This window comes from Erysipelothrix sp. HDW6B, assembly GCF_011301115.1.
GTDB classification, from domain to species: domain Bacteria; phylum Bacillota_I; class Bacilli_A; order Erysipelotrichales; family Erysipelotrichaceae; genus Erysipelothrix; species Erysipelothrix anatis.
Window position 1 is genome coordinate 1,023,553 of record NZ_CP049860.1, and the last position, 23,175, is coordinate 1,046,727.

A 23,175-nucleotide genomic window follows, 5' to 3' on the forward strand; every position below is an offset into this window, starting at 1 on the left:
GAATTCTTGAGACACATTGCGCTGACAAACACATCTTCGGATCATACGACGGATGCCTATCACCGTGATGTGTCTCAATTTTTAGAGTTTATCGGTTCAGATTACGATGTTCTAAATTTACCCCAAGAAGTAGCGTATGGATTTCTGAGTGAATTGTACGAAGGCAGTCTTTCATCAGCAAGTGTTGCGCGAAAGGTTTCGAGCCTACGTTCATTTTTAAAATTCTTACAACTTAACTATGGTGCTTTAAACAATCCGTTTACACTTATTAAAGTTAAATCAAGAAGTCGTAAGTTACCAGACTTTCTGATGTATGATGAAATTGAAAAATTACTTTTGAGTTGCGAGAACAATAGTTTGGGTGTCCGAAATCAAATGATTATTGAAGTTATGTATGCAGCTGGATTACGTGTCAGTGAAGCGGTCGATCTTCGCATCTCAGATCTTGATTTAGGGGCACGAACAATTCGTGTTATCGGAAAAGGTAACAAAGAGCGTCTCTTGTTTATCTATCCAGAACTTGTGCCAAAGCTAAGACGATATATCGAGTTTTATAGATCGTCTTTAGTTCATGAGAATGTTGAACAACTCTTTGTAAATAATTCGGGGAAACCTTTAACACCTCGGGGTATACAGTACATTCTCGAAAAACAAGGGGAGAAAGCAGGCCTACGGAAAAAAGTCCACCCCCATATGCTAAGACATAGTTTCGCGACCCACTTATTGGATAATGGTGCAAGCCTACGGGTTGTACAAGAACTACTCGGACATGAATCATTGAGTACAACTCAGATTTATACTCATGTATCGATTCAAAAAATTCGTGAAGCGTATGATGCGGCAATGAAACAATTGCCACTCACATAATCTAACATTGTGCTATCGTTTTACTAACACAATAAATGTGTATACTCGTAGGTGTAAGAGATAATACATCTTACTAAGTATGAATATTTCTTCTCCTATCAGAAATAACAAGCATACACATATTCTTTCCCCAAAAATATGAAAAAAGCACTATGTCCCCAACATAGTGCTTTTTTGTATCTAAAAAAACCTCTTGGTGAGAAGAGGTTTAAAGTATTTGATTTTTCGAGTCTAGCATCGCAATGACATCATCCAGTGCATTTTGAATATTTGCAAGGTCACATGGTTTTTGTTCAATTCCAGCAAAAGCTTGTTTGACCGCACTGTGTTTGCAAATTGTATTTGCGATACTCTCAGATAATGCGAGATGAACTTTGCGTTTATCGTCAAGATCTTCCTGGCGTGTGATTATATCCCGCTCTACAAGATTTTGTACAATTTTGGAAACAGCACTTTTCTTCATGCCTAAGCGACTGTAGAGACTGGTTAAATCTGTATCAGGATGAACTGCAAGATCCATCAGCACAAGGTACTCTGAGGTATTGTAGCCCAATAATCTTGCTTGTTCGTTTAAGTTATTATTCATCATTTGGTGAATGACAAGTAATTTATCATAAATAATAGAAAGATCGTTGGTGTCCATAATTACCCCCTTATTTTATAATTAACGAATTGTTTTAAATGCTTTAGCCCAAAGAAGGACTTGATCGAACATTTTCTCAGCATTAACGGTATGGTAGTCATGTGGTTTAAACACTGACATGTTTTCAAAATCTGCCATTAATGAGAATGTTACCATTGTTCGTACTGATGCCATTTCTTGTTCAGCTGCGACTAAGCGTAGTGTTTGAATTGCAGATAAACCGCCGAGTCCGCCATAAGCAACATATCCGACTGGTTTATTGTGTACTTCTGGATGTAAATAGTCAAGTGCATTTTTTAATGCTCCAGGAACTGCACGATTGTATTCTGCAGTAATAATAACATATCCGTCGAATGAAGCGATCTTTGATGACCAATTTTGGATTGCTTGTCCTTGAGCTTCTGTGGGTTGTGTTCCTAAAAGTGGTAGGTCATAATCTTTAAGGTCAACGAGTTCATATGTAACATTCTCGTCAGAACGAGTCGCTGCATAATCCATTACCCATTTTCCTACGGCTTGGCCATTGCGTCCTTCGCGAACGCTTCCTAAAATAACTCCGATATTCATAGTGTGTACCTCCTGTTAGTTTTTGTATCACGAACTATGTTAGTAGTGTAATTCAAAAATAGTCCACTTTTCAACTAACTTGCTCACAATAATTTTTTTCACGATGATTTCAAACAAAAAAAGGAAGTTTTAGCACTTTGGCGTTGACACTGCTAAACTCGTGTACTATAATAATAACAGGCACAGAAATGTGTGTTTAGGAGGCGAGAAATAATATGCTAACACCGCGTAAAGTAGAAATATTTAAAGCGATTGTTACGGAATTTATTAACTCAGCGGAACCAATTGGTTCGAATACACTGATTGATAAATTTAACTTACCGTACTCGTCTGCGACGATACGCAATGAAATGTCAGATCTAGAAAAAATGGGACTTATTGAAAAGACACATACATCGTCTGGAAGGGTTCCTTCGACAAAAGGTTATCGTTTCTACGTTGAGCATCTCATGGAAGACCAAGAGAATGCCAGCGTTGAGCATGCGATTGCCCAAGTCTTTTCTGACCGTCGTTTAGATATCGATGAAGCCATTCGTCAAAGTAGTGATATTATCTCACATATGACCAACTTAACAGCTGTTGTGTTAGGTCCTAGTGCAGAAGCTGAAATTCTGAAAAGTGTTCAGCTGATTCCATTAAATGAATTATCAGCGATGGCAGTCTTTGTTACAGAGACTGGACATGCAGAGAATCGAATCTTTAATTTTGAACAACAAGTTAGTATTGAAGATATCGAACAATGCACAATTATCCTTAACGAGCGTTTAAAAGGTTCGCGTTTGGGTGATGTCGTTGAAAAAATGGAAAGCATTCGTCCTTTGCTAGCTGCGAAGTTACACCAATATGAGGTGCTGTTTGAGGCCTTTGTAGGTGCATTTGTGAAGTTTGCCCAAAGTGAAGTTTACTTAAGTGGTGAACATAATATGCTCTATCAACCAGAGTTCTCAAATATTGAGAAATTGAGACAGCTCATGGCCATGTTGGAAAACAGCCAAATGTGGCAAGAACTCTCAATTAATCATGAGAATATTCGACTCCAAAAAGGAACGCATAGTGAATTAATGTGGGTCGATGATATGGCGGTTGTATCAAGCACCTTAAAACTTGGTGATGATTCTGAACACCAGTTGATGGTAGTTGGTCCAAACCGTATGGAATACGGCAGAGTCGTGTCGCTCATTGATTACGTCTCAGAATTGGTAAATGAAGTGTATGGGAAAGGTGGTCCAAATGAACGAAACGAAGAATGAAACAACAAATGAAGAAAATTTAGAAACAGAAGCTGTAGTTGCTGAAAAAGTAGAAGAGGCAACTGAAGAGCCAACGTTAGAAGAAATCAATGAAGCATTATTGCTTGAAATTGAAACATTAAAAAATGATTATCTTAAAACGTTTGCAGATACAGAAAACTTGAAGAAACGATTACAACGCGAACATGAACAAACACGTAAGTATCGTATTCAAAGTTTTGCATTGAGTGTCCTCCCAGTGATTGATAACTTGGAGCGCGCTTTAAGTCAAGATACAAGTGATGAAGCCTTCCGTGAAGGTGTAAAAATGATTTATGATCAGCTCATGGCTTCATTGCAAGCAGAGGGTGTTGAACCAATCGAAGCATTGAACCAACCCTTTGATCCAAATATTCATCAAGCGATGATGATGGAAGAAGTCGAAGGTGTAGAACCGAACACCGTCGTTATGGAATTACAAAAAGGTTATATGTTAAAAGATCGCATTTTACGTGCGAGTCTTGTAAAAGTGAGTCAGTAAAGGAGAATATAAATTATGAGTAAAGTAATTGGAATTGACTTAGGAACAACAAACTCAGCAGTCGCTGTCATGGAAGGCGGCGAAGCTAAAGTTATTACAAACCCAGAAGGAAATCGTACAACGCCTTCAGTCGTAAGTTTTAAAAACGGAGAGCGTATCGTTGGGGATGCCGCAAAACGTCAAGTTGTAACGAACCCAAACTCAGCAGTATCCGTTAAACGTTTAATCGGTACAGGTGAAAAAGTACATCTTGAAGATAAAGACTATACACCTGAAGAAATCTCGGCAATGATTTTGTCATACATTAAATCATATGCGGAAGATTATCTTGGAGAAAAAGTAACAAAAGCTGTTATTACAGTACCAGCATACTTCAACGATGCTCAACGTCAAGCAACAAAAGATGCGGGACGTATTGCAGGCTTAGAAGTAGAACGTATTATTAACGAACCAACAGCTGCAGCATTAGCTTTTGGTATCGATAAAACAGATATCGAACAAAAAGTATTAGTCTTTGACTTAGGTGGTGGTACCTTTGACGTTTCAATCTTAGAATTAGCAGATGGAACTTTCGAAGTATTATCAACTGCAGGTGATAACAAACTTGGTGGAGATGATTTTGACCACATTATCGTTGATCATTTAGTAGCACTTTTCAAAAAAGAAAATGGCATTGATTTAGCAAATGATAAAATGGCGATGCAACGTCTCAAAGAAGCTGCTGAAAAAGCGAAAAAAGACTTATCATCAACTGTAAATGCACAAATTTCATTACCATTTATCTCAGCTGGTGAAGCAGGACCACTCCATTTAGAAACAACATTATCACGTGCTAAATTTGAAGAAATGACAAAACACTTAGTGGAACGCACAATGATTCCTGTACGCCAAGCATTGAAAGATGCAGGCTTAACACGAAATGACATTCATCAAGTTCTCTTGGTTGGTGGATCAACACGTATTCCAGCTGTCGTTGAAGCTGTTAAATCAGAACTTGGTAAAGAACCAAACAAATCTGTAAACCCTGATGAAGTTGTTGCTATGGGAGCAGCTATTCAAGGTGGTGTTATCTCAGGTGATGTTAAAGACGTCTTACTATTAGACGTAACGCCATTATCATTAGGTATCGAAACTGCAGGTGGCGTTATGACTGCAATGATCGAACGTAACACAACGATTCCAACATCGAAATCACAAGTATTCTCAACCTATGCGGATAATCAACCAGCGGTAGATATTAATGTCTTACAAGGTGAACGTCCAATGGCGAAAGATAATAAATCTCTTGGTTTATTTAAACTTGATGGTATTGCACCAGCACGTCGCGGTGTTCCTCAAATCGAAGTTACATTTGATATCGATGTTAACGGTATTGTTAACGTGTCAGCACTTGATAAAGGTACTAACCAAAAACAATCAATCACAATTTCAAACAGTTCAGGATTAAGCGATGAAGAAATCGATCGTATGGTTCGTGAAGCTGAAGAAAATGCTGAAGCAGATGCTAAACTTCGTGAAGAAGCTGAGCTCAAAAACCGTGCAGAACAATTTATCAACCAAATTGATCAAACATTAGAAAATGAAGATGCAAACGTTGATGAGGCACAAAAAGAAGAAGTTAAGAAACTACGTGATGAATTACAATCAGCACTAGATGAAAATGATATGGATACATTGCGTGAAAAACTTGATGCGCTTGAACAAGCTGCTCAAGCGATGTCACAAGCAATGTATGAGCAACAAGCACAACAAGCAGGTGAAGCACAACCTGAAACTGATGAAACAGTTGTTGACGCAGAATTTGAAGAAAAAAATTAATGAATTTGAATACGGAGGTTAGATATGGCTAAACGCGATTATTATGAAGTCTTAGGTGTATCGAAAGGTGCATCTGATCAAGAAATTAAAAAGGCCTATCGTCAGCTTGCGAAAAAGTATCATCCAGATGTTAATAAAGAAGATGGAGCAGAAGCGCAATTTAAAGAGGTTCAGGAAGCATATGATATTCTTTCTGATAGTTCTAAACGTGCGAATTATGACCAATTCGGTCATGCTGCATTTGATCAAAATGCTGGATATGGTGGCGGTGGTGCTGCAGGCTTCGATGACTTTGGCGATATCTTTAGTTCCTTCTTTGGTGGCGGATTCGGTGGCGGCGGTACACGCCGTGCCGATCCAAATGCGCCACAAAAAGGTCAAGATCGCTTCATGAGTATGAACATTGACTTTATGGAATCTGTTTTCGGAGTTGAGAAAACAGTTACTTTAAACGTTGATGAACAATGTCATGTATGTCACGGAACAGGCGCCCATTCAAAAGAAGATATTAAAACATGTTCCCGTTGTAGTGGAACCGGTCAAACTGTAACACAACAACGTACACCGTTTGGTACATTCCAAACTGCGACAACATGTCCAGATTGTGGTGGAACGGGTAAAACAATCACGAAATTCTGTAAAGAATGTGGTGGTAAAGGATTCAATAGCAAACGTGTAAACGTTGATATTAAAATTCCTGCAGGTATTGCATCAGGACAACAACTTCGCGTCTCTGGCAAAGGGGAACGTGGTTTAAATGGTGGTCCTAATGGTGATCTCTTCGTAGAGATTGGTGTGAAACCGCATAAACACTTCAAACGTGATGGAAACAACATTCATATTCAAGTTCCGCTTTCTGTAGTTGATGCAGCACTGGGAACTGAAATTGATGTTCCTACAGTTCATGGAGATGTGACTCTCACAATTCCTGCTGGTACCCAACCAAACACGAAATTTAGAATGCGTGATAAAGGAATTAAAGATTTACGTTCCTCACGTATGGGAGACCAATTCGTAGAAGTTAAATTGGAAGTCCCAACAAAACTTTCACGTCAAGAACGTGAAACTTATGAAACACTAAGAGAAGAAAAAGGTGAGAGCGTCTTTGACCGTTTTAAAAACGCGTTCAAGTGATGCAAATCACTTTTCTTTAAACTATCAATTAGCACTCATAGAGTTTAATTGCTAAAACATAAAGGAGGTAAAGCAATGAACAACGATAACTTAACTGAAAAATCCCAACAAGCCATTATGGAGGCTGTAAACTACGCAACCGCAATGGGTCATAGTTCGCTGACACCACTTCATGTGATGAAAGCAATCTTAAACACCAATGACCTCGACATTATTCTTATGGAGAGCAATGTCGAGAAAGCTGCATTATCCAATATAACCGAAGAGGCATTATCGCGTTTGCCTAAGGTTCAAGGAGCTCAGCTTGGTGCAAGCAATGAATTTGGTCAGATGATGATGAAAGCAACGGAATGGTCAAAGAAACAAGGGGATGTCTATGTATCCTTGTATGCAATTTTCTTAGCCATAGTGGAGTTAGAATCAATCTATAAAAATTTACTGCCTTACAATGAAGTAGAGAAAGTTATGCTTGAGCATCGCGGAGGTCGAACTATTGATTCACCGCAAGCAGAAAATAACATCGATGCACTCTTAAAATATGGTCGCGATCTCGTTAAAGATGTTCGTGATGGTAAAGTCGATCCAATCATTGGTCGTGATGATGAAATTCGTCGTGTTATCCAAATATTGAGTCGAAAAACAAAGAATAATCCAATTTTAATTGGTGAACCTGGGGTAGGTAAAACAGCAATTGCGGAAGGTCTAGCATGGCGTATTATGCGTGGTGATGTTCCGTACAGTTTGAAAAACAAACAGCTTATCGAACTGGATATGGGATCGCTAATAGCAGGTGCAAAATATCGCGGTGAGTTTGAAGAGCGGCTCAAAGCGGTGCTTGAAGAAGTTGAGAAAGCAGACGGAAATATCATCCTCTTTATTGATGAGATTCATAATCTTGTTGGTGCAGGTAAAACAGAAGGATCCATGGATGCTGCAAATTTACTAAAACCGATGCTTGCGCGTGGTGAACTTCATTTGATTGGAGCAACCACATTTAATGAATACCGTCAAAATATTGAAAAAGATGCAGCACTAGAGCGTCGTTTCCAACGTGTTACAGTTTTAGAGCCAACTGTAGACGACACCATTTCCATCCTACGTGGACTTAAAGATCGTTTTGAATCTCACCATGGTGTTACCATATTGGACGAAGCGATTGTCGCCGCAGCGAAATTATCAGATCGATATATCACTGACCGATTCTTACCGGATAAAGCAATTGACTTGATTGACGAAGCGAGTGCTTCGATTCGAGTTGAGATGGAGTCAATGCCTGAGGCGTTGGATGAGTTAACACGTCGTATCCGTCAGCTTGAGATTGAAGAAATTTCATTGAAAGATGAAACGGATGATCGGGCACTTGACCGCTTAGATGAAATAGTCGAAGAGCTCAGTAATCTAAAAGAAGAACATGATATTCTATTCGCACAATGGGAAAAAGAAAAACAAGCTGTCGACGGTATGAAGGATGCTAAAGAAGAACTCGAGAAAGCAAAATTAGATTACGAACGTGCTCAAAATGAAGCACGGTATGAAGATGCTGCTCGACTTCAGTATGAAACGATTCCGGCATTGGAGAAACAAATCCAAGCGGACAGTGAGCTTGAAAAAGAAGGTGGTATGATCCAAGAGGTCGTTACTGAAGAATTAATTGCTGAAATTATTTCGAAATGGACAGGTATTAACATTACCAAACTTGTAGCATCAGAACGAGAAAAACTCTTGAATCTTAAAGCTGAGCTTCAAAAATCTGTTAAGGGTCAAGATGACGCATTACAAATCGTAACGGATGCGATACTGCGTTCGAAAGCACAAATCCAAGACGAGAACCGTCCGTTAGGATCCTTTATGTTCTTGGGACCAACAGGTGTTGGTAAAACTGAAGTTGCCCGCGTCCTTGCTGAACAGTTGTTTGATGACCGAAATCAAATCATACGGATTGACATGAGTGAGTACATGGAAAAACACAGTGTGGCGCGTTTAATTGGTGCGCCTCCAGGATATGTTGGCTATGAACAAGGGGGACAATTAACGGAGCAAGTCCGTCGTCATCCTTACTCAATCGTGCTATTGGATGAAATTGAAAAGGCTCATCCAGACGTATTCAATGTCTTATTACAAATTCTTGATGATGGTCGGATCACAGATAGTAAAGGTGTAACAGTGGATTTTAAAAACACAATTATTATTATGACCTCAAACTTAGGAAGCCAGTTTGCATTTGAAAAGGATACATCAATCCGCAACAACAATTATATGCAAGCAGTTCAAAGTCACTTCAAACCAGAGTTCATCAACCGTATTGACGAGATTATTGTCTTTAATGCATTGAATGATGCGGTCTTACGTGATATTGCAATTAAGTTTGTTCACGAGTTGGCACTTCGTATTCAACGTCGTGATATTAATTTAGACGTAACTTCGGAAGCTATCAATGCTATCGTTGAACAAGGAAGTGATGTAACTTACGGTGCGCGTCCAATGAAACGTTTTATTCAACGTGAAATCGAAACACGTATCGCTTATTTACTAATTGAACAAGATGTTGCACCACACGCAACCATAGTTGTTGATGTTGAAGACGGTGAGTTTGTATTATCCGTAGTCAACGCAGCTGAATTACTAAATTAAGAACATCGAAAGACCGACACACGTCGGTCTTTTTTTTGAAAAAAATATTTAAAACGATACATTCAGTCAATAAAAAATAAAAATGCCATAGCGATGCGCCACTAAATAGGGACATAATTTTGAAAAATATTGAAAACTTATACCAATTTATTGTGCTTTGAAAGTGCATGTGATATTCTTTTACCCTAATGAAAGGAGATAAAAAAGACGATAATTATAGCGCCCGGCTCAAAGAAGAGTGACGAGGAAAGAGGAGTATCGAATATCGGCGGATGCCTCTTCGGTTAATGGACCGTTAGATAAGGACAAAGACACAAAACCCTTATTAACCATTACAATGTTGATTCAATCATAATAATACGATCAACGACATTAAAACTTAAATATAATCATAATCGAAGGAGATTTTTTATGTGTGGAATTGTAGGATATGTCGGCGCACGAAATGCAGTCGATGTTTTAATTGCGGGCTTGTCTCATCTGGAGTATCGTGGTTACGATTCTGTAGGTCTTGCTGTTGCAACGGATACAGATTTTAGCACGGTCAAAGTATTGGGTCGTGTAGCAAACATTATTGAACCCAGTCGATCGGTTCAATCGCTTCAACCCTGTGTAGGAATTGCGCATACGCGGTGGGCAACTCATGGAAAACCAACGCAGCAAAATGCGCATCCACACCGTGGTAAATTGGTGACATTGGTTCATAACGGAATTATCGAAAACTACCAATCAATTAAACAGGAATTAATAAGCGAAGGGTATCAATTTGAATCTGAAACAGATACAGAAGTAGCAGCAAAGCTGCTAGATAGTATGTATTCAACGATCAAACATCCATTACAGACGATTCAAGCGTTTCTTAAGCGCATCGAGGGTTCATATGCAATTGCAGTGATGTTTGTAGATGTACCGAATACAATTTATGCTATCAGAAAGGGGAGTCCGCTCCTCATTGGAATTGGTAATCAAGAGTATTTCATTGCATCTGATATGACACCAATTTTGGACTATACTCGAGATTTTGTTTTATTGGATGAATCGAGTATTGCGATGATATCATCAAATAAGCTCGAAATCTTTGATGCTGGCAGTGGTGAAGAAATGCAATTTGATGTACAACATGCATCATGGAATATTGATGAAGTCGGCCTGCAAGGCGAAAAATTCTATATGATGAAAGAAATTATTGAACAGCCAAGTGTTGTGAGGCGGTCCCTGCAAAATCGTATTCAAGATGGATTCGCAAGCTTTGAGGCAGATGGAATTGACGACCTATTCTTTGAAGACATTGAGACGATTCATATTGTTGCTTGTGGTACTGCAATGCATGCAGGTTTAGTTGGTAAGCACTGGATTGAGACGCTTGCTCGTAAATCAGTAAATGTTGACGTTGCAAGTGAATTTCGTTATCGCAATCCAATTCTAAATCCCCAAGACTTAGTAATCGTTGTAAGTCAATCGGGAGAAACTGCGGATACACTAGCATGTTTAAGTTTAGCTAAATCTAAAAATATTAGAACACTGGGAATCGTTAATGTCGATGGTTCATCAATTGCGCGTGATGTCGATGCATTGATTTTAACAAAAGCAGGGATTGAACGCTCAGTCGCGAGTACCAAAGCATATATGAGTCAGATAACATGTTTCTATTTACTTGCACACAAATTATCCCAAACGTCGATCAACATGACAGATGTGAATACAATGTTAGATGCTATGGACACAATGATTCAACATAGAAACGATATTGAGGCAATCGTCCAGCCGTATATAAATTTGAACAGTGCGTTCTATGTGGGTAGAGGTTTGGATAGTGCCTTAGCAGTCGAAGGGTCTTTGAAACTTAAAGAGATTACATATATTCATAGTGAGGCTTATGCAGCGGGCGAACTCAAACACGGCAGCATTGCCCTCATAGATGACCAAATATTAACGGTTGCAGTTGCAACGCAATCACATTTAATCGAAAAAACAATCAGTAACATTCAAGAGATAAAGGCACGAGATGGTCAAATTCTCTGTGTTATTATGGAAAAGGAGGCGTATCGATTGGATCCAGAGGATTCAATTATTACTATTCCAAATGTTCCGGCGTTGGTCGCACCTTTTGTGGCAATCATTCCATTGCAAGTCATTGCCTATATGATCAGTGACTTGAAAGGTCTTGATGTTGATAAACCTCGAAATCTTGCAAAATCAGTAACTGTAGAATAAACCAGTAATCAGTCCTCACTTTCTGATTACGCTGAACGACGAAAAGCGATATCCTGCTCGATATCGCTTTTTATTAAAAAAAGCACATCGAGAGATGTGCTTTATGATTATTTCTTTTTGAATGCTTTAAGTTTTTTGAGAATCTTCAACCAGTTAAAGAAGTTGTAAGCAAAGAATCCTGCTGATAATGCGATGAGGAGACTAAAGACTGTAGCTTCAATACCTTGGTAGCCACCAATTTCGAATTGTCTTGAAATTAAGACAAGAGCAACGAAAATTGGCAAAATGAAATCCATGAAGCGATCTGACTTGAGTGCACGGAGTGCTTCTTCGGATTCAAGTTTTGCATAATCAGTATCTGATATTTTGATGATTTGCTTGTCTTTCAGGAAGACAAACCGTTTGAACACTTCAAATCCAACAATTACGGCAACGGCAAATACAGTCACGGCAATTAATGGAAGTTTTAAAAGTCCAATCCCTAAAACAAAGAGTAAAGCCGCCCAAATATATTGTCCATCAAGCAAACGGACTTTAGTCATATCTCCTGCTTGAAGGTGATAGCCTTCTTGCTTGTTGGGAATCACTAAAATCAATCGGCGTCTCTTATCTTTGATAATACCAAATTGGTATAACTCTTCGAGTTCACTTAATCCATTTTTTTTCTTACTCATAGTATCTCCTAAATGACATCATGCGCTTTAAGGGCATGGTAGATTCCATCTTCATTTACTGGCTTGGTCACATATTTTGCTTTTTCTTGGACGTGAGCAACTGCATTTCCCATAGCAACAGAATAGGTTGCACCTGCGAGCGCATCCATATCATTTTCGCCATCTCCAAACATTGTGTAACGTGTTGTCTTTAAATGTCTATTTAGATGTTGAATTCCATTGTGCTTTCCGGATTCAATGCTCATAATTTCTGTATTTCCAAGTTGATCAAGAACGGTTATCGTATCTTTAAACATTTCCTCACGAAGTGCTTCAGGAATTGTGTCAAAAGCATACGACATCAAATTGAAGATTTTTTCATCATTGTACGCTTGAACTGGATAGTAAGTATCAATGTGAAAATGCGCAAATGAATCAACAAGACGTTGATTGGGTTCACTACTTAAAAAGAGGGTATCACCTTCCATTAAAAATGGACCATCATGGACTTTAAGTAAGTCATGAAGCCATGCTACAGGAAGTGGTGTTTCTTTAATAGTATTTAAAGAAGCATCTAAGATTTGTGAACCATTTGCGAGAACAAATCCATCCCATGGCATCATATCAACGACACCAACCTCATATGCGCCAGAAAGGCTACGTCCTGTACATAAAGCTATTTTGTAACCAGCGGCTTTTAATTGCTTTAAAGCTTCAATTGTAGATTCGGGAATTGTATGACTCTTATTGTCTAAGAGTGTCCCATCTACGTCAAAATAAAATATCTCTGAATTTTTCATTTTTATCACCTAACGTATTATACCACGTTTATGCAACGAAAAAGTTGGACTTATTAATTTCGTTAATAATTCATAACGAACATGATATGATATGTCTATGAAAATAGAAATTATATACTCAAACAGGAAAACACTTGCATTACATGTTAGAGATGGGGAAGTATTCGTACGGGCACCACATCAAACTCCAAAACCATTGATTGATTCATTTGTGAAAGAAAAAGAACATTGGATTATGAAGCATCTAGATGCGTATGAACCGGCAGGATTTACGTGGGAACAACCGTCGTTAAAGATATTTGGTACGACATACCCAATCACGTATTATGCCAGTGCTAAATTTGAGATTCAACTAGAAAAGGATACGGTAATATTAAGGTATCCGCCATCATGGAGTGTGGATCGATTAGAACGTACGGTGCTTCTTCACCTTAAAGATTTGTTGGATAAACAGCTTGACGCTTTGGTGACACACTATGCCTTGGCGCTGGGAATCCAAGTACCAAAGTATAAAATCAGAAAGTACAAGCGAATCCATGGTCGCTGTAACCGTGGTGGTGAGTTAGCCTTTAACACGTACCTCTTTCATGAAAATCACCGTTTCATTGAGTATGTCGTGTTGCATGAATGTGCACATATTTTAGAATTTAATCATAGTGCTGCTTTCTATGCAATTATTGAAAAACAAATGCCAGACTATAAATATGTAATTAAAGAACGCAAGGGGCGTTAGGAGACTATAATGTTGAAAGTTGGAACATATAACATTCGTTTATTAGCCGATGATGGTGTTGATTCTTGGAAATATCGGTCACAGTACTTAATAGAATCCTTGGAAAAGGATGCTTATGATGTGATTGGTTTACAAGAAGTAACACCAAAGCAATACCATGATTTGGCACAGATTCCCGGATATCGGCTTGTTGGACAGGCCCGTGAAGTTGATGGCTCAGGTGAAGCATCTCCCATTCTTTTTAATGAACAGACATTGGAATGCCTTGAGGATAAAACGTATTGGTTGTCCGATACACCTGATGTGCCAAGTAAATTTGAGAATTCAGCATGCAATCGTGTCGCAACGATTGCGACATTTCGAATTAAGAAATCAGATGTTGTCTTTCAATTTGCTTCATGTCACATTGACCATATTGTAACGGATGCACAAGCAAAACAAATATATGTTTTAACGACATTGATGGACAAAAACTTACCTGTGATCATCACTGGTGATTTTAACTTGACACCCGATGCAGCCCCGATTCAACTTTTAGAAGCAAAGTACCAAAGTGTTGCGAAAGATTCAAAGTTTGGAACGTTTAATGATTTTGATACTCAACAGGATGTCATGGATATGGAACGAATTGATTATATTTTCTTGGACGATTCATGGACAATTCATGCTAGTGATATTGTAGTCGCCGTAAACGAAAAAGGGCGTTATAATTCGGATCATTTTCCAGTTATAGGTGTAATTTCTCAAACATAAAAAAGAGTCGGATTATTCCGACTCTTTTTCTTGCGTGTGTGCATCAAAATCATTATGGGGGCGGTGTTGCTTATCAAATGCTTCTTGCATCATCACTTTCATTTCTCGAACATCACAACGCATGATATAGAGATGTTTGATTACGAAATACATAAAAATGACCGAGAATACAGGAAGAAGAATAGCTAAAAATGGTGTCATGTACAATGCCTCCTTTATTTTACTTGCTCTATATATAGTATAGCATGGTGTTGTTTGCTATGTAATGGTTATTAATTGCCGATATAGTGGTCGATGAGTTCTTTATCAGGATCTATAAAGATACTTTTGTGAGTGGATAAACTTACGAGACCTAACTGACCACCTGGAATTTTTTTGATATTACGGGCTTGGGTATAGTGTACTTCAACGGAACTACCGAGTCTGCTCTTAGAAAAATAAGCTGCAAGGTGAGCACATAATCTAATCTTTTGTTCGTCCAATTCGGGCGTTTTGATTAAGACATGGGCGCCAAAGTCGTATGCAGCATGAAACCACATGTCATCTTTTCGTGCAAGCTTAAAGGTGATTGCATCATTTTGAATATTGTTTTTACCAACAAAGATGGTTGTTTCATCGTCATACACAATCGTTGTGTAATTTGGTTTTTTCTTCTTTTGTTGTGTTTGACGTCGTTTAAGTCGTCGTTGATGAACGATCCCTTGTGATACTAATTCTTCTTGAATTTCCTGTGCATCTTCAACGGATGCTTGTTCGACTTGAACTTGCAACCCTTCAAAATAATGAATCCGGGCTTCAGTTTTATCGATTTGTTCTTCTAAATAACGAATCGATGTTTTCGCTTTTTGGTACTTTTTGAAATAAAGTCGCGCGTTGTCTTTTCCAGAGTAACGAGGGTCCAACGGAATCGTGACTGGATTGCCACTAAAGTCTTCAAGCGTAATCTCGTTTTGCCCATTTGGAAGTGTGCTAGCGAAGGCGAAGAGAAGGTCTCCATATTCACGTAGATGATCACTGTCTAATGCCTTTTCTACATCTTCGTACAATCGTGGTAACTTTTGTTTGCTGCGTTTAAGTTCCCGTCGAATGAGTTTAACCAAATCTCCTGTTTGTGCTTTAATCCGGTCTTGTTCTTGTAAATCGTGGAAGAAAGCATCCAATCCTTCCATGATTGGAAATTCTTGATGTGGTTTATTGAGGTGCGTTAACGGGATGATATGAAAGTCATTATCATAAACATAAAGAGTTGTGGATGTCATCAGTTCTTGAACGATGGTATCGGCATCTTCGGTTTTTAGACGATGTGTCAACTCACGTTCAAGTAAAGGTGAAATACCATTAAATTGATTTCGTAATGCACTCTCAGGATCATATGTCGCTAAGTCCATGAATGACTTTTTATCAAATTGTGGTGGGTAATCATAGGTGCTTCCGCTTACAATTGCCCGTGACGTATTTTCAAAGGGAGAAATTCGTTTGAGGGCGTCCACAATAATGCCATTATCATCCACAATAATAACGTTTGCGTACTTCCCAAGAAGCTCGACAATTAATCGATACGGGCGAATCACACCCATATCATCGCGATGTTCAACATGTATTTCAATGATTCGGTCAAAACCATATTGTTCAATTTTTGTAATAATACCACCATCTAAATGCTTACGCATCAAGGTGAGCATGTGTGTTTGGTCAATGTTCGTTGTAGGTTTTGATCGGGTCCATTGAACGCGACTAAATACCGGATGTGTTGAAATCATTAAATTCATTTTTTTACCAGCAAAACCATGAATTAAAAACTCGTGGTTTGACGGTTGGGTAATGCGATTAATTTTGATTGGACTCGATTCGTCCATTAAAGTAACAATGCGATGTAGTAAAACGCCATCTATAGCCATAGTATCAACCTCTCAAGTGATAGTATTATATCATACCGGTATGCGTCTCGAAAGCAAAGCACAGAATAACTGTAGAATTGGAGTATCATTCAAATGTATGAAATTTAATGTGTTAAATTGTCGCAGAATCACTGTAAAATACACGAGTTTAAAAGCATTTTAAGAGAAGCTGTGGTATAATAATAAAAATATTTAAGAGGATGGTGTTTATGAAACGAGGATTACTCATTATTCTTTCGGGTCCAAGCGGTGTCGGTAAAGGAACTGTACGAAAGATTTTTTTTGAAAAGGAAGAACTGAATCTTGCATTTTCAATTTCAATGACGACGCGTAAACCGCGAAATGGTGAAATTGACGGAAAAGACTACTATTTTGTGAGTCAAGAACGTTTTAAAGAAGCAATTGAAAATGATGAAATGTTGGAATATGCAGAGTTTGTTGGCAATTACTATGGTACATTGATGGCGGAAGTGGACCGCTTACGCGATCTTGGGAAAAATGTACTCTTAGAAATTGAAGTACAAGGTGCACGGCAAGTTATTGATAAAGTACCAGATTCCTTGAGTATCTTTTTAGTACCACCAAGTATGGAAGAATTAAAACGACGGATTGAAGGACGTCAAACAGAGTCACAAGATGTTATCCAAGAACGATTGGATAAGGCACGTAAAGAAATGGAACTAATGAACCACTACCGATACGTTATTTGTAATGAGAACCCACAACTCGCAGCAGACTCTGTTGCACTAATTATTAAGCGAAACATTGAAACAACTCTTTAGGAGTTGTTTTAAGTCTTTATAGGAGGATGAGCATGTATCTTGATGTCTATATAGAAAATAGTTTTTTAGGAAACAAAACACTGACTTACCAAAGCGGTAGTCATGATGTAAAAGCGGGTATGCGTGTTAAGGTTTTGATGAATAACCGTGAGCTTATTGGCTTCGTGAATCAAGTATATCCCCCAATTCCTATGGATTATGAGATTGCTGAAATTATAGAAGTTTTGGATGACGAACCGGTAATAAATAAGGAACTTTTTGAATTGGCAGAATGGATGAAAGACCAAACGATAGCTCCAATGATCCGTTGTCTTCAAACAATTTTGCCCAATAAATTACGACCTAAATCGAATACCAAGCGTATTAAAACACAACGGGTAGTTCGCCGATTGCATGGGAATATCCAAGGACTGACACCGACTCAAAAACAATTTCTAGATGCATTTCGCACGGATACAACATTACCTGTAAAAGAAGCACAAAAAATGTACTCTGGTTTCCGTAGTCTTATCGATAAGGGAATCCTTGCACTCGAAGATCAAGAGGTTATCTACGAAAGTAAGCCAATAGTTCAGCAGGATGCAAAGTACGCATTAACAGATGCGCAATCAGATATCCTGAAGCGGGTACACTTTAACAGTGCACACACTTACTTGTTACATGGTGTAACAGGTAGTGGAAAAACTGAGGTATACTTACAGTTGGCACATGATGTTGTGAGTCAGGGGCAGCAAGTATTAATTCTAGTTCCTGAAATTTCACTAACACCACAGATGATTGATCGTGTTTCTACGCGCTTTGGTGAAGACGTCGCGATTTATCACTCTGCATTAAATGACCAAGAAAAATATGAACAGTACATGCGGGTTAAACGGGGTGAGGTCAATATTGTCGTTGGCACACGATCCGCGGCCTTTATGCCATTTCAAAATTTAGGATTAATCGTAATGGATGAAGAACATGACAGTAGTTATAAGCAAGAAAATACACCATTCTACCACACTCGTGATGTTGCGATTCACCGAAGCAAGTATCATAAATGTCCTTTGGTCTTAGGGAGCGCTTCACCAGCATTAGAGACTTATGCAAGAGCTCTAAAAGGAGTCTATACACTTTTGGAGCTACCAGAACGTGTCAATCAAACCTTTCCCAAAGTAACCGTAATCGATACGCGTCAGGCACTTAAAAACCGTGCATCTCATTTGCTGACACCGACGTTACTCGACGGAATCTATGATCGCCTACAAAAAAAACAACAGGTTATGTTGTTGCTGAATCGGCGTGGATATATGACCTTACTTAAAGATGTCAATAATGAGGTAATTCAATGCCCGAATTGCGATGTCTCATTAAACTATCATAAAGATGAAGCAAGTTTGAAATGTCATGTGTGTGGATACGCAGCACATCACAATGCGAACGCGAAGGGAAATCAAAACATAGTTGGTAGTGGCGTTGGAACACAACGTTTGGAAGAGCATTTACAAGTATTGTTTCCACAGGCTCGAATTGGTCGTATGGATGCAGATTCTACCCGTCAAAAAAATGCTCACGAAAAAATTCTAAATGCCTTCATGAATCACGAAACAGATATTCTTGTTGGAACCCAAATGATCGCGAAAGGTCTCGATATTGAGAATGTGACATTAGTAGGGATTATTAATGCCGATACTGCATTAGCTCACACAGATTACCGTGCTGTAGAGCTTTCATTTGAAATGCTACTCCAAGCATCTGGGCGTGCAGGGCGCGGCCAATATCCAGGGGAAGTCATGATTCAAACGGCCAATCCAGATCACTACGCGATTCAAACAGCGATTCACCAAAAATATAAGCACTTTTTCAAATTTGAAATGAACTACCGTCAAATCGCAAATTATCCACCGTATCGCTACCTTATTTCTATAATATTTAGTGATGAAGATGCAGACAAAGCATTCGCAGCTGCAAACGGGTTCGTTCCGTTTGTCGAAGACCCACAAATTCAACAAATCGGTCCAGTCATGTTACGACGTTTGAATCGTAGGCACAGAAGCCGTATAATATTAAAAGGAAAAGATCTCGATGTTATGATCGCTAAAACGCATCAAGCATTAGAGTTGTATAAGAAAATAAATAGAACAGGAGTGAGTGTTGATGTTAATCCATTAACGCTCGAATAAAGATGAGAAGAACCGAAACCTACAAAGTTCTATCTGAAGTTTACTTCAAAGATAGACATGCTCACCTTGTGTTAAAAGAATTGGATTTAAAACCTGAAGATCAAGCGTTTGTAAGTGCACTTGTGTACACAACGTTGCAACATAGTTTGTATCTTGATTATCAATTCGAAGATTTAATTGATAAGAAACTCCCGAATGAGATTCAGTTAATTATTAAAATGGGACTGGCACAGTTTTTCAAAATGGATAAAATACCCGATTATGCCATCGTAAATGAGTCAGTGGATCTAGCAAAGAAAATAAAAAAATTCCGCTATGCGGGTGTCGTTAATGCTGTTTTGAAAAATGTTATGAAGCGAGGCGAACGACCTATTGAAGGCGATACACTTCAAGTAGCATCAATTCAGTACAGCATGCCATTATGGATTTTAAAACTTTTAAGCAAACAATACTCGGAAGCATTTGCACTGGATTACGCAATTTACTGCCAACAAATCAAGCCTGCATATGTTCGCTTAAATACACTAAAACCAACCGATACTTTGGATCCTTCAGTGTTTGATACACTTGGAGGACACACGATTGCGAAAGCTGAATTATTTAAGACAAACTACCTTGATGAGGGATACCTCTTAATTCAAGATGTTAATTCTCAAGAGGTTGTGAAACGGATGGCGTTGGAGCCAGGTATGCGCGTTCTTGATTGCTGCTGTGGTCCAGGAACAAAAACAACCCAAATTGCCGCACTTATGGAAAATAATGGTGTTATTGACGGCGTAGAATTATATGAATCGCGAGCAACATCCACACGTCAATTGATGGAACGAACAAATGTACAAATTGCGACAATTCACACGCAAGATGTACTTGAGTATCAATCGAAGGAACAATACGATCGTATTCTTATTGATGCACCATGCTCAGGATTGGGCGTTCTTTCGCACAAACATGATTTACGATATCATATTTATCCACAAGATTTAGATACGCTAGTGACTCTTCAAAAAGACATGCTCAGTCACATTGCACCGATGGTAAAAGAATCAGGTATCTTGATGTATTCAACCTGTACACTGAATCGAAAAGAGAATGAAAAACAAATTAAAGAGTTTTTAGAGAATCATGACAACTTTACGTTGCTTCACGATGAAACCATGAACCCGATGGAAACCATGGGTGATGGATTCTATATTGCCAAGTTACAACGTAAATATTAAGATAGACAAGAAGAAATGAGAGGTCTAACCGTGAAATATACAAGCATTAGCGAAATAGGATTATTACGAAAAGAAAACCAAGATAATGTCGCAGTTGTAGAAAATCATAATGCCCTTTTAGCGATGGTATGTGATGGTATAGGTGGTGCTAATGCTGGCTCAGTTGCTAGTGAAATGGCCGCACGTATGTTAGCGGAATCGTTTGTAGACCATAAATACTTTACGACGCTAGATGAGGTAACTACCTGGTTTAATAAAGCGATTACTGAAGTAAATAGAGCTGTATATCATGAATCGTTAGTGGTCCCTGAATTCCAAGGGATGGGTACAACTATGATTGCTTGCATTATTTTATCAGATGGTGCAATTGCCTTTAATATTGGAGATAGTCGCATTTATCGTTTTGAGAATCAAAACTTAACACAACTATCAGAAGATCAAACGTATGCGTACGAGATGTACCGTCGTAATCAAATCTCTAAAGAAGAAATTGATAAACATCCAAAACGAAATGTACTCATGAATGCAGTTGGAATCGATGAAAGAATCTCATTTGAAACAATTACCATTGAAAAAGGGTGGGATTATCTTCTCTTATCCAGTGATGGTCTTCACGGCTATGTTCCGTACTCAATGATCACACAAATAATGAATGAAGGAAATATACTAGAAAAAAGACATCGACTTATGGAAATGGCGTACCGTTCTGGGGGCTATGATAACATCTCGATAATATTGTTGGAGGGTGACAAAAAATGACGGAAATCATAGGGAATCGATACATACTCATTCGTAGAATCGGAAATGGCGGAATGGCCGATGTTTTTCTTGCGAAAGACACAGTTTTAGACCGTGAGGTTGCATTAAAGCGGCTGCGTGGCGAAATGTCTACAGACCCAGTGTCACTGCTTCGTTTTCAACGTGAAGCAACTGCTGCGAGTCGCCTTAGTCATCAAGGAATTGTAGAAGTCTACGATGTCGGTGAAGACAATGGGCAACACTATATTGTAATGGAAGTGGTGCGAGGTACAACATTAAAAGAGTTGATTCATCGACGTGGCGCTTTGGATAAGTTTGAAGCTGTTGCGATTATCAAACAGCTTGCACAAGCACTACAAGTTGCACATGCGAATCAAGTAATTCACCGTGACATCAAACCACAAAATGTGCTCATCAAAGATGATGGAACTGTAAAACTAACTGACTTTGGTATCGCCCTTGCAGGCGACGCAATCCAATTAACACGTCATGATTCGGTATTAGGGTCGGTCCATTATATGGCTCCCGAACTTTCGCGTGGAGAAGGTGCAACGAAGCAATCAGATATCTATGCACTGGGCGTCGTATTTTATGAACTCTTAACGGGTGAAATTCCGTATCGTGGGGAAAATCCTGTCGAAATTGCGATGAAACATATGCGTGACCCGTTTCCCTCGGTTCAAAAATTCAATCCGAGCTTGCCCAATTCAATCGTAAATGTTATTGCCAAAGCAACGGTCAAAAATCGAAACTACCGTTACCGTAATATCGATGAATTTATCGAGGATTTGTCAGATATTTTGGATCCTTCTCGTGCCGATGAACCCTTGTGGGAGTTTGAAACACCTGAAGATGACCAAGGGACACGTGTACTCGGAACATTAACTGAAGAAGAAGCTGAACTCGAGGCCAAAAAGAAAAAACGTAAAAAAATGATGATAATTGGGGGAAGTGTTGCCGCTGTTGTTGTGGTGGGACTCTTTGCATGGTTTCTATTCAGACCAAAACCTAAAGTTGATATTCAAGTTCCGAAAGTTACCGGTATGACAGTCGAAGAAGCGAAAGTAGCACTTGAACAATTAGGATTAAATGTAAATGCTTCTGTGAGTTACAGTTACTCAGACGAATACGAATCCGGCATTGTTATGGCAACAAAGCCTGGTGAAGGAGCAACTGTTGCTAAAGGAGACCAGATTAAATTAACGGTATCCCATGGAAAGATGTTCGAAGTAGGAGATTATACGGGTATGACGGTGGAAGCCGTGACACAAGCGCTTAAAGATGTTAATGTTGAAATTAAGACAGTAACTGAGCCGCGAAAAGATATGGCTCCAGGAATTGTAATTAGTCAATCAGGGTTAAATCCAGGTGATAAAATTGTCCCGAACCAACGACGTGAATTGACGCTGACAGTAAGTTCAAAGATGCAACTTTTAATTCCAGATGTTACAGGTAAATCAGTTGCGGCAGCCAAACAAGAACTTGAAGCGTTGGGGATCGTAACGCGAACAGAATTATTGCCACAGGCAGGGCTTAGCCTCGCTGAAATTAAAGAACTTGAGTACAATGTTGTCAAACGTACTAATCCATTAGCAGGAAGCTATTATGTTCAAGATGAGGGAAGTTCTGTAACGCTTTATTATTATGAAAAGATGACCAATCCGGAGCCTGAAACAAAACCGGAACCAGAAAAACCAGATACCGGCAACCCTGATAATGGAAAACCTGAATCTGGAAATTCAGGATCAAACAAACCAGGATCGGAGTAATGTAA

General features: G+C 38.8%; 20 protein-coding genes. 14 read left to right on the forward strand and 6 right to left on the reverse strand.

Annotated features, from left to right (window positions below; translation table 11 throughout):
• Positions 1-6: 6 nt before the first annotated feature.
• Complete coding sequence (gene xerA / locus G7061_RS05120; RefSeq protein WP_240914429.1) at positions 7-867, forward strand: site-specific tyrosine recombinase/integron integrase; 861 nt, start codon at positions 7-9, stop codon at positions 865-867.
• 208 nt (positions 868-1,075) lie between these two features.
• On the opposite strand, the gene G7061_RS05125 is transcribed toward xerA, so the two are convergent.
• Together G7061_RS05125 and G7061_RS05130 are read right to left on the reverse strand one after the other, a co-directional pair.
• Positions 1,076-1,510, reverse strand: a complete 435-nt coding sequence (locus G7061_RS05125; protein WP_166119490.1) for a MarR family winged helix-turn-helix transcriptional regulator — start codon at positions 1,508-1,510, stop codon at positions 1,076-1,078.
• A 21-nt stretch (positions 1,511-1,531) separates the two neighbouring features.
• A complete protein-coding gene (locus tag G7061_RS05130; protein WP_159638766.1) occupies positions 1,532-2,077 on the reverse strand; it encodes an NADPH-dependent FMN reductase in 546 nt (181 codons plus the stop codon).
• A 215-nt stretch (positions 2,078-2,292) separates the two neighbouring features.
• On the opposite strand from G7061_RS05130, the gene hrcA reads away from it, so the two are divergent.
• The 6 genes from hrcA (at position 2,293) to glmS (ending at position 11,644) form a co-directional block, all read left to right on the forward strand.
• Positions 2,293-3,327, forward strand: a complete 1,035-nt coding sequence (hrcA, locus tag G7061_RS05135) for a heat-inducible transcriptional repressor HrcA (RefSeq protein WP_159638764.1) — start codon at positions 2,293-2,295, stop codon at positions 3,325-3,327.
• Positions 3,308-3,847 carry a nucleotide exchange factor GrpE gene (gene grpE / locus G7061_RS05140; RefSeq protein ID WP_166083019.1) on the forward strand — a complete coding sequence of 180 codons (540 nt, stop codon included), beginning with the start codon at positions 3,308-3,310 and terminating at the stop codon, positions 3,845-3,847. Before hrcA ends, grpE begins: the two co-directional genes overlap by 20 nt.
• A 15-nt stretch (positions 3,848-3,862) precedes the next feature.
• Positions 3,863-5,665, forward strand: a complete 1,803-nt coding sequence (gene dnaK, locus G7061_RS05145; RefSeq protein WP_159638760.1) for a molecular chaperone DnaK — start codon at positions 3,863-3,865, stop codon at positions 5,663-5,665.
• 24 nt (positions 5,666-5,689) lie between these two features.
• Positions 5,690-6,799 (forward strand): molecular chaperone DnaJ, encoded by a 1,110-nt coding sequence (gene dnaJ, locus G7061_RS05150; protein ID WP_159638758.1) that lies wholly within the window; start codon positions 5,690-5,692, stop codon positions 6,797-6,799.
• A gap of 75 nt (positions 6,800-6,874) precedes the next feature.
• On the forward strand, positions 6,875-9,430 hold the full coding sequence (locus G7061_RS05155; protein WP_159638756.1) for an ATP-dependent Clp protease ATP-binding subunit: 2,556 nt from the start codon (positions 6,875-6,877) through the stop codon (positions 9,428-9,430).
• A 411-nt stretch (positions 9,431-9,841) separates the two neighbouring features.
• Complete coding sequence (gene glmS, locus G7061_RS05160; RefSeq protein ID WP_166119495.1) at positions 9,842-11,644, forward strand: glutamine--fructose-6-phosphate transaminase (isomerizing); 1,803 nt, start codon at positions 9,842-9,844, stop codon at positions 11,642-11,644.
• Between the two features lie 107 nt (positions 11,645-11,751).
• Here glmS and G7061_RS05165 read toward each other — a convergent pair whose 3' ends face one another.
• Both G7061_RS05165 and G7061_RS05170 read right to left on the reverse strand, forming a co-directional pair.
• Entirely contained in the window at positions 11,752-12,318 is a 567-nt protein-coding gene (locus G7061_RS05165) for a hypothetical protein (protein ID WP_159638752.1), read from the reverse strand.
• A gap of 8 nt (positions 12,319-12,326) precedes the next feature.
• Entirely contained in the window at positions 12,327-13,097 is a 771-nt protein-coding gene (locus G7061_RS05170) for an HAD family hydrolase (RefSeq protein WP_166083015.1), read from the reverse strand.
• Between the two features lie 97 nt (positions 13,098-13,194).
• Between G7061_RS05170 and G7061_RS05175 the strand changes: the two genes are divergently transcribed.
• Positions 13,195-13,830 (forward strand): M48 family metallopeptidase, encoded by a 636-nt coding sequence (locus tag G7061_RS05175; protein WP_166083014.1) that lies wholly within the window; start codon positions 13,195-13,197, stop codon positions 13,828-13,830.
• Between the two features lie 9 nt (positions 13,831-13,839).
• Positions 13,840-14,583: an endonuclease/exonuclease/phosphatase family protein gene (locus G7061_RS05180; RefSeq protein WP_166119498.1), complete on the forward strand. Its 744-nt coding sequence runs from the start codon at positions 13,840-13,842 to the stop codon at positions 14,581-14,583.
• A gap of 12 nt (positions 14,584-14,595) precedes the next feature.
• On the opposite strand, the gene G7061_RS05185 is transcribed toward G7061_RS05180, so the two are convergent.
• Together G7061_RS05185 and G7061_RS05190 are read right to left on the reverse strand one after the other, a co-directional pair.
• Positions 14,596-14,784 (reverse strand): hypothetical protein, encoded by a 189-nt coding sequence (locus G7061_RS05185; protein ID WP_159640223.1) that lies wholly within the window; start codon positions 14,782-14,784, stop codon positions 14,596-14,598.
• Positions 14,785-14,855: 71 nt separating this feature from the next.
• Entirely contained in the window at positions 14,856-16,481 is a 1,626-nt protein-coding gene (locus G7061_RS05190; protein ID WP_159646027.1) for an NFACT family protein, read from the reverse strand.
• 209 nt (positions 16,482-16,690) lie between these two features.
• On the opposite strand from G7061_RS05190, the gene gmk reads away from it, so the two are divergent.
• Genes gmk through pknB form a run of 5 tightly spaced genes read left to right on the forward strand, consistent with a single transcriptional unit; the run spans position 16,691 to position 23,170 of the window.
• Positions 16,691-17,263, forward strand: coding sequence for a guanylate kinase (gene gmk / locus G7061_RS05195; protein WP_159638740.1), 573 nt, complete (start codon positions 16,691-16,693; stop codon positions 17,261-17,263).
• A 32-nt stretch (positions 17,264-17,295) separates the two neighbouring features.
• Positions 17,296-19,425, forward strand: a complete 2,130-nt coding sequence (priA, locus tag G7061_RS05200; protein ID WP_159646024.1) for a primosomal protein N' — start codon at positions 17,296-17,298, stop codon at positions 19,423-19,425.
• Positions 19,426-19,427: 2 nt separating this feature from the next.
• Positions 19,428-20,642, forward strand: a complete 1,215-nt coding sequence (locus tag G7061_RS05205) for a transcription antitermination factor NusB (protein WP_166119502.1) — start codon at positions 19,428-19,430, stop codon at positions 20,640-20,642.
• A gap of 30 nt (positions 20,643-20,672) precedes the next feature.
• A complete protein-coding gene (locus G7061_RS05210) occupies positions 20,673-21,401 on the forward strand; it encodes a PP2C family serine/threonine-protein phosphatase (protein ID WP_159640235.1) in 729 nt (242 codons plus the stop codon).
• Complete coding sequence (gene pknB / locus G7061_RS05215; RefSeq protein ID WP_159646018.1) at positions 21,398-23,170, forward strand: Stk1 family PASTA domain-containing Ser/Thr kinase; 1,773 nt, start codon at positions 21,398-21,400, stop codon at positions 23,168-23,170. The genes G7061_RS05210 and pknB overlap by 4 nt, the downstream gene beginning before the upstream one ends.
• Positions 23,171-23,175 lie beyond the last annotated feature (5 nt).

Coding starts and splice junctions, on each gene's coding strand:
- G7061_RS05125 (WP_166119490.1), bottom strand. CDS start 1,510: ATGGACACCAACGATCTTTCTATTATTTATGATAAATTACTTGTCATT.
- G7061_RS05130 (WP_159638766.1), bottom strand. CDS start 2,077: ATGAATATCGGAGTTATTTTAGGAAGCGTTCGCGAAGGACGCAATGGC.
- hrcA (WP_159638764.1), top strand. CDS start 2,293: ATGCTAACACCGCGTAAAGTAGAAATATTTAAAGCGATTGTTACGGAA.
- grpE (WP_166083019.1), top strand. CDS start 3,308: ATGAACGAAACGAAGAATGAAACAACAAATGAAGAAAATTTAGAAACA.
- dnaK (WP_159638760.1), top strand. CDS start 3,863: ATGAGTAAAGTAATTGGAATTGACTTAGGAACAACAAACTCAGCAGTC.
- dnaJ (WP_159638758.1), top strand. CDS start 5,690: ATGGCTAAACGCGATTATTATGAAGTCTTAGGTGTATCGAAAGGTGCA.
- G7061_RS05155 (WP_159638756.1), top strand. CDS start 6,875: ATGAACAACGATAACTTAACTGAAAAATCCCAACAAGCCATTATGGAG.
- glmS (WP_166119495.1), top strand. CDS start 9,842: ATGTGTGGAATTGTAGGATATGTCGGCGCACGAAATGCAGTCGATGTT.
- G7061_RS05165 (WP_159638752.1), bottom strand. CDS start 12,318: ATGAGTAAGAAAAAAAATGGATTAAGTGAACTCGAAGAGTTATACCAA.
- G7061_RS05170 (WP_166083015.1), bottom strand. CDS start 13,097: ATGAAAAATTCAGAGATATTTTATTTTGACGTAGATGGGACACTCTTA.
- G7061_RS05175 (WP_166083014.1), top strand. CDS start 13,195: ATGAAAATAGAAATTATATACTCAAACAGGAAAACACTTGCATTACAT.
- G7061_RS05180 (WP_166119498.1), top strand. CDS start 13,840: ATGTTGAAAGTTGGAACATATAACATTCGTTTATTAGCCGATGATGGT.
- G7061_RS05185 (WP_159640223.1), bottom strand. CDS start 14,784: ATGACACCATTTTTAGCTATTCTTCTTCCTGTATTCTCGGTCATTTTT.
- G7061_RS05190 (WP_159646027.1), bottom strand. CDS start 16,481: ATGGCTATAGATGGCGTTTTACTACATCGCATTGTTACTTTAATGGAC.
- gmk (WP_159638740.1), top strand. CDS start 16,691: ATGAAACGAGGATTACTCATTATTCTTTCGGGTCCAAGCGGTGTCGGT.
- priA (WP_159646024.1), top strand. CDS start 17,296: ATGTATCTTGATGTCTATATAGAAAATAGTTTTTTAGGAAACAAAACA.
- G7061_RS05205 (WP_166119502.1), top strand. CDS start 19,428: ATGAGAAGAACCGAAACCTACAAAGTTCTATCTGAAGTTTACTTCAAA.
- pknB (WP_159646018.1), top strand. CDS start 21,398: ATGACGGAAATCATAGGGAATCGATACATACTCATTCGTAGAATCGGA.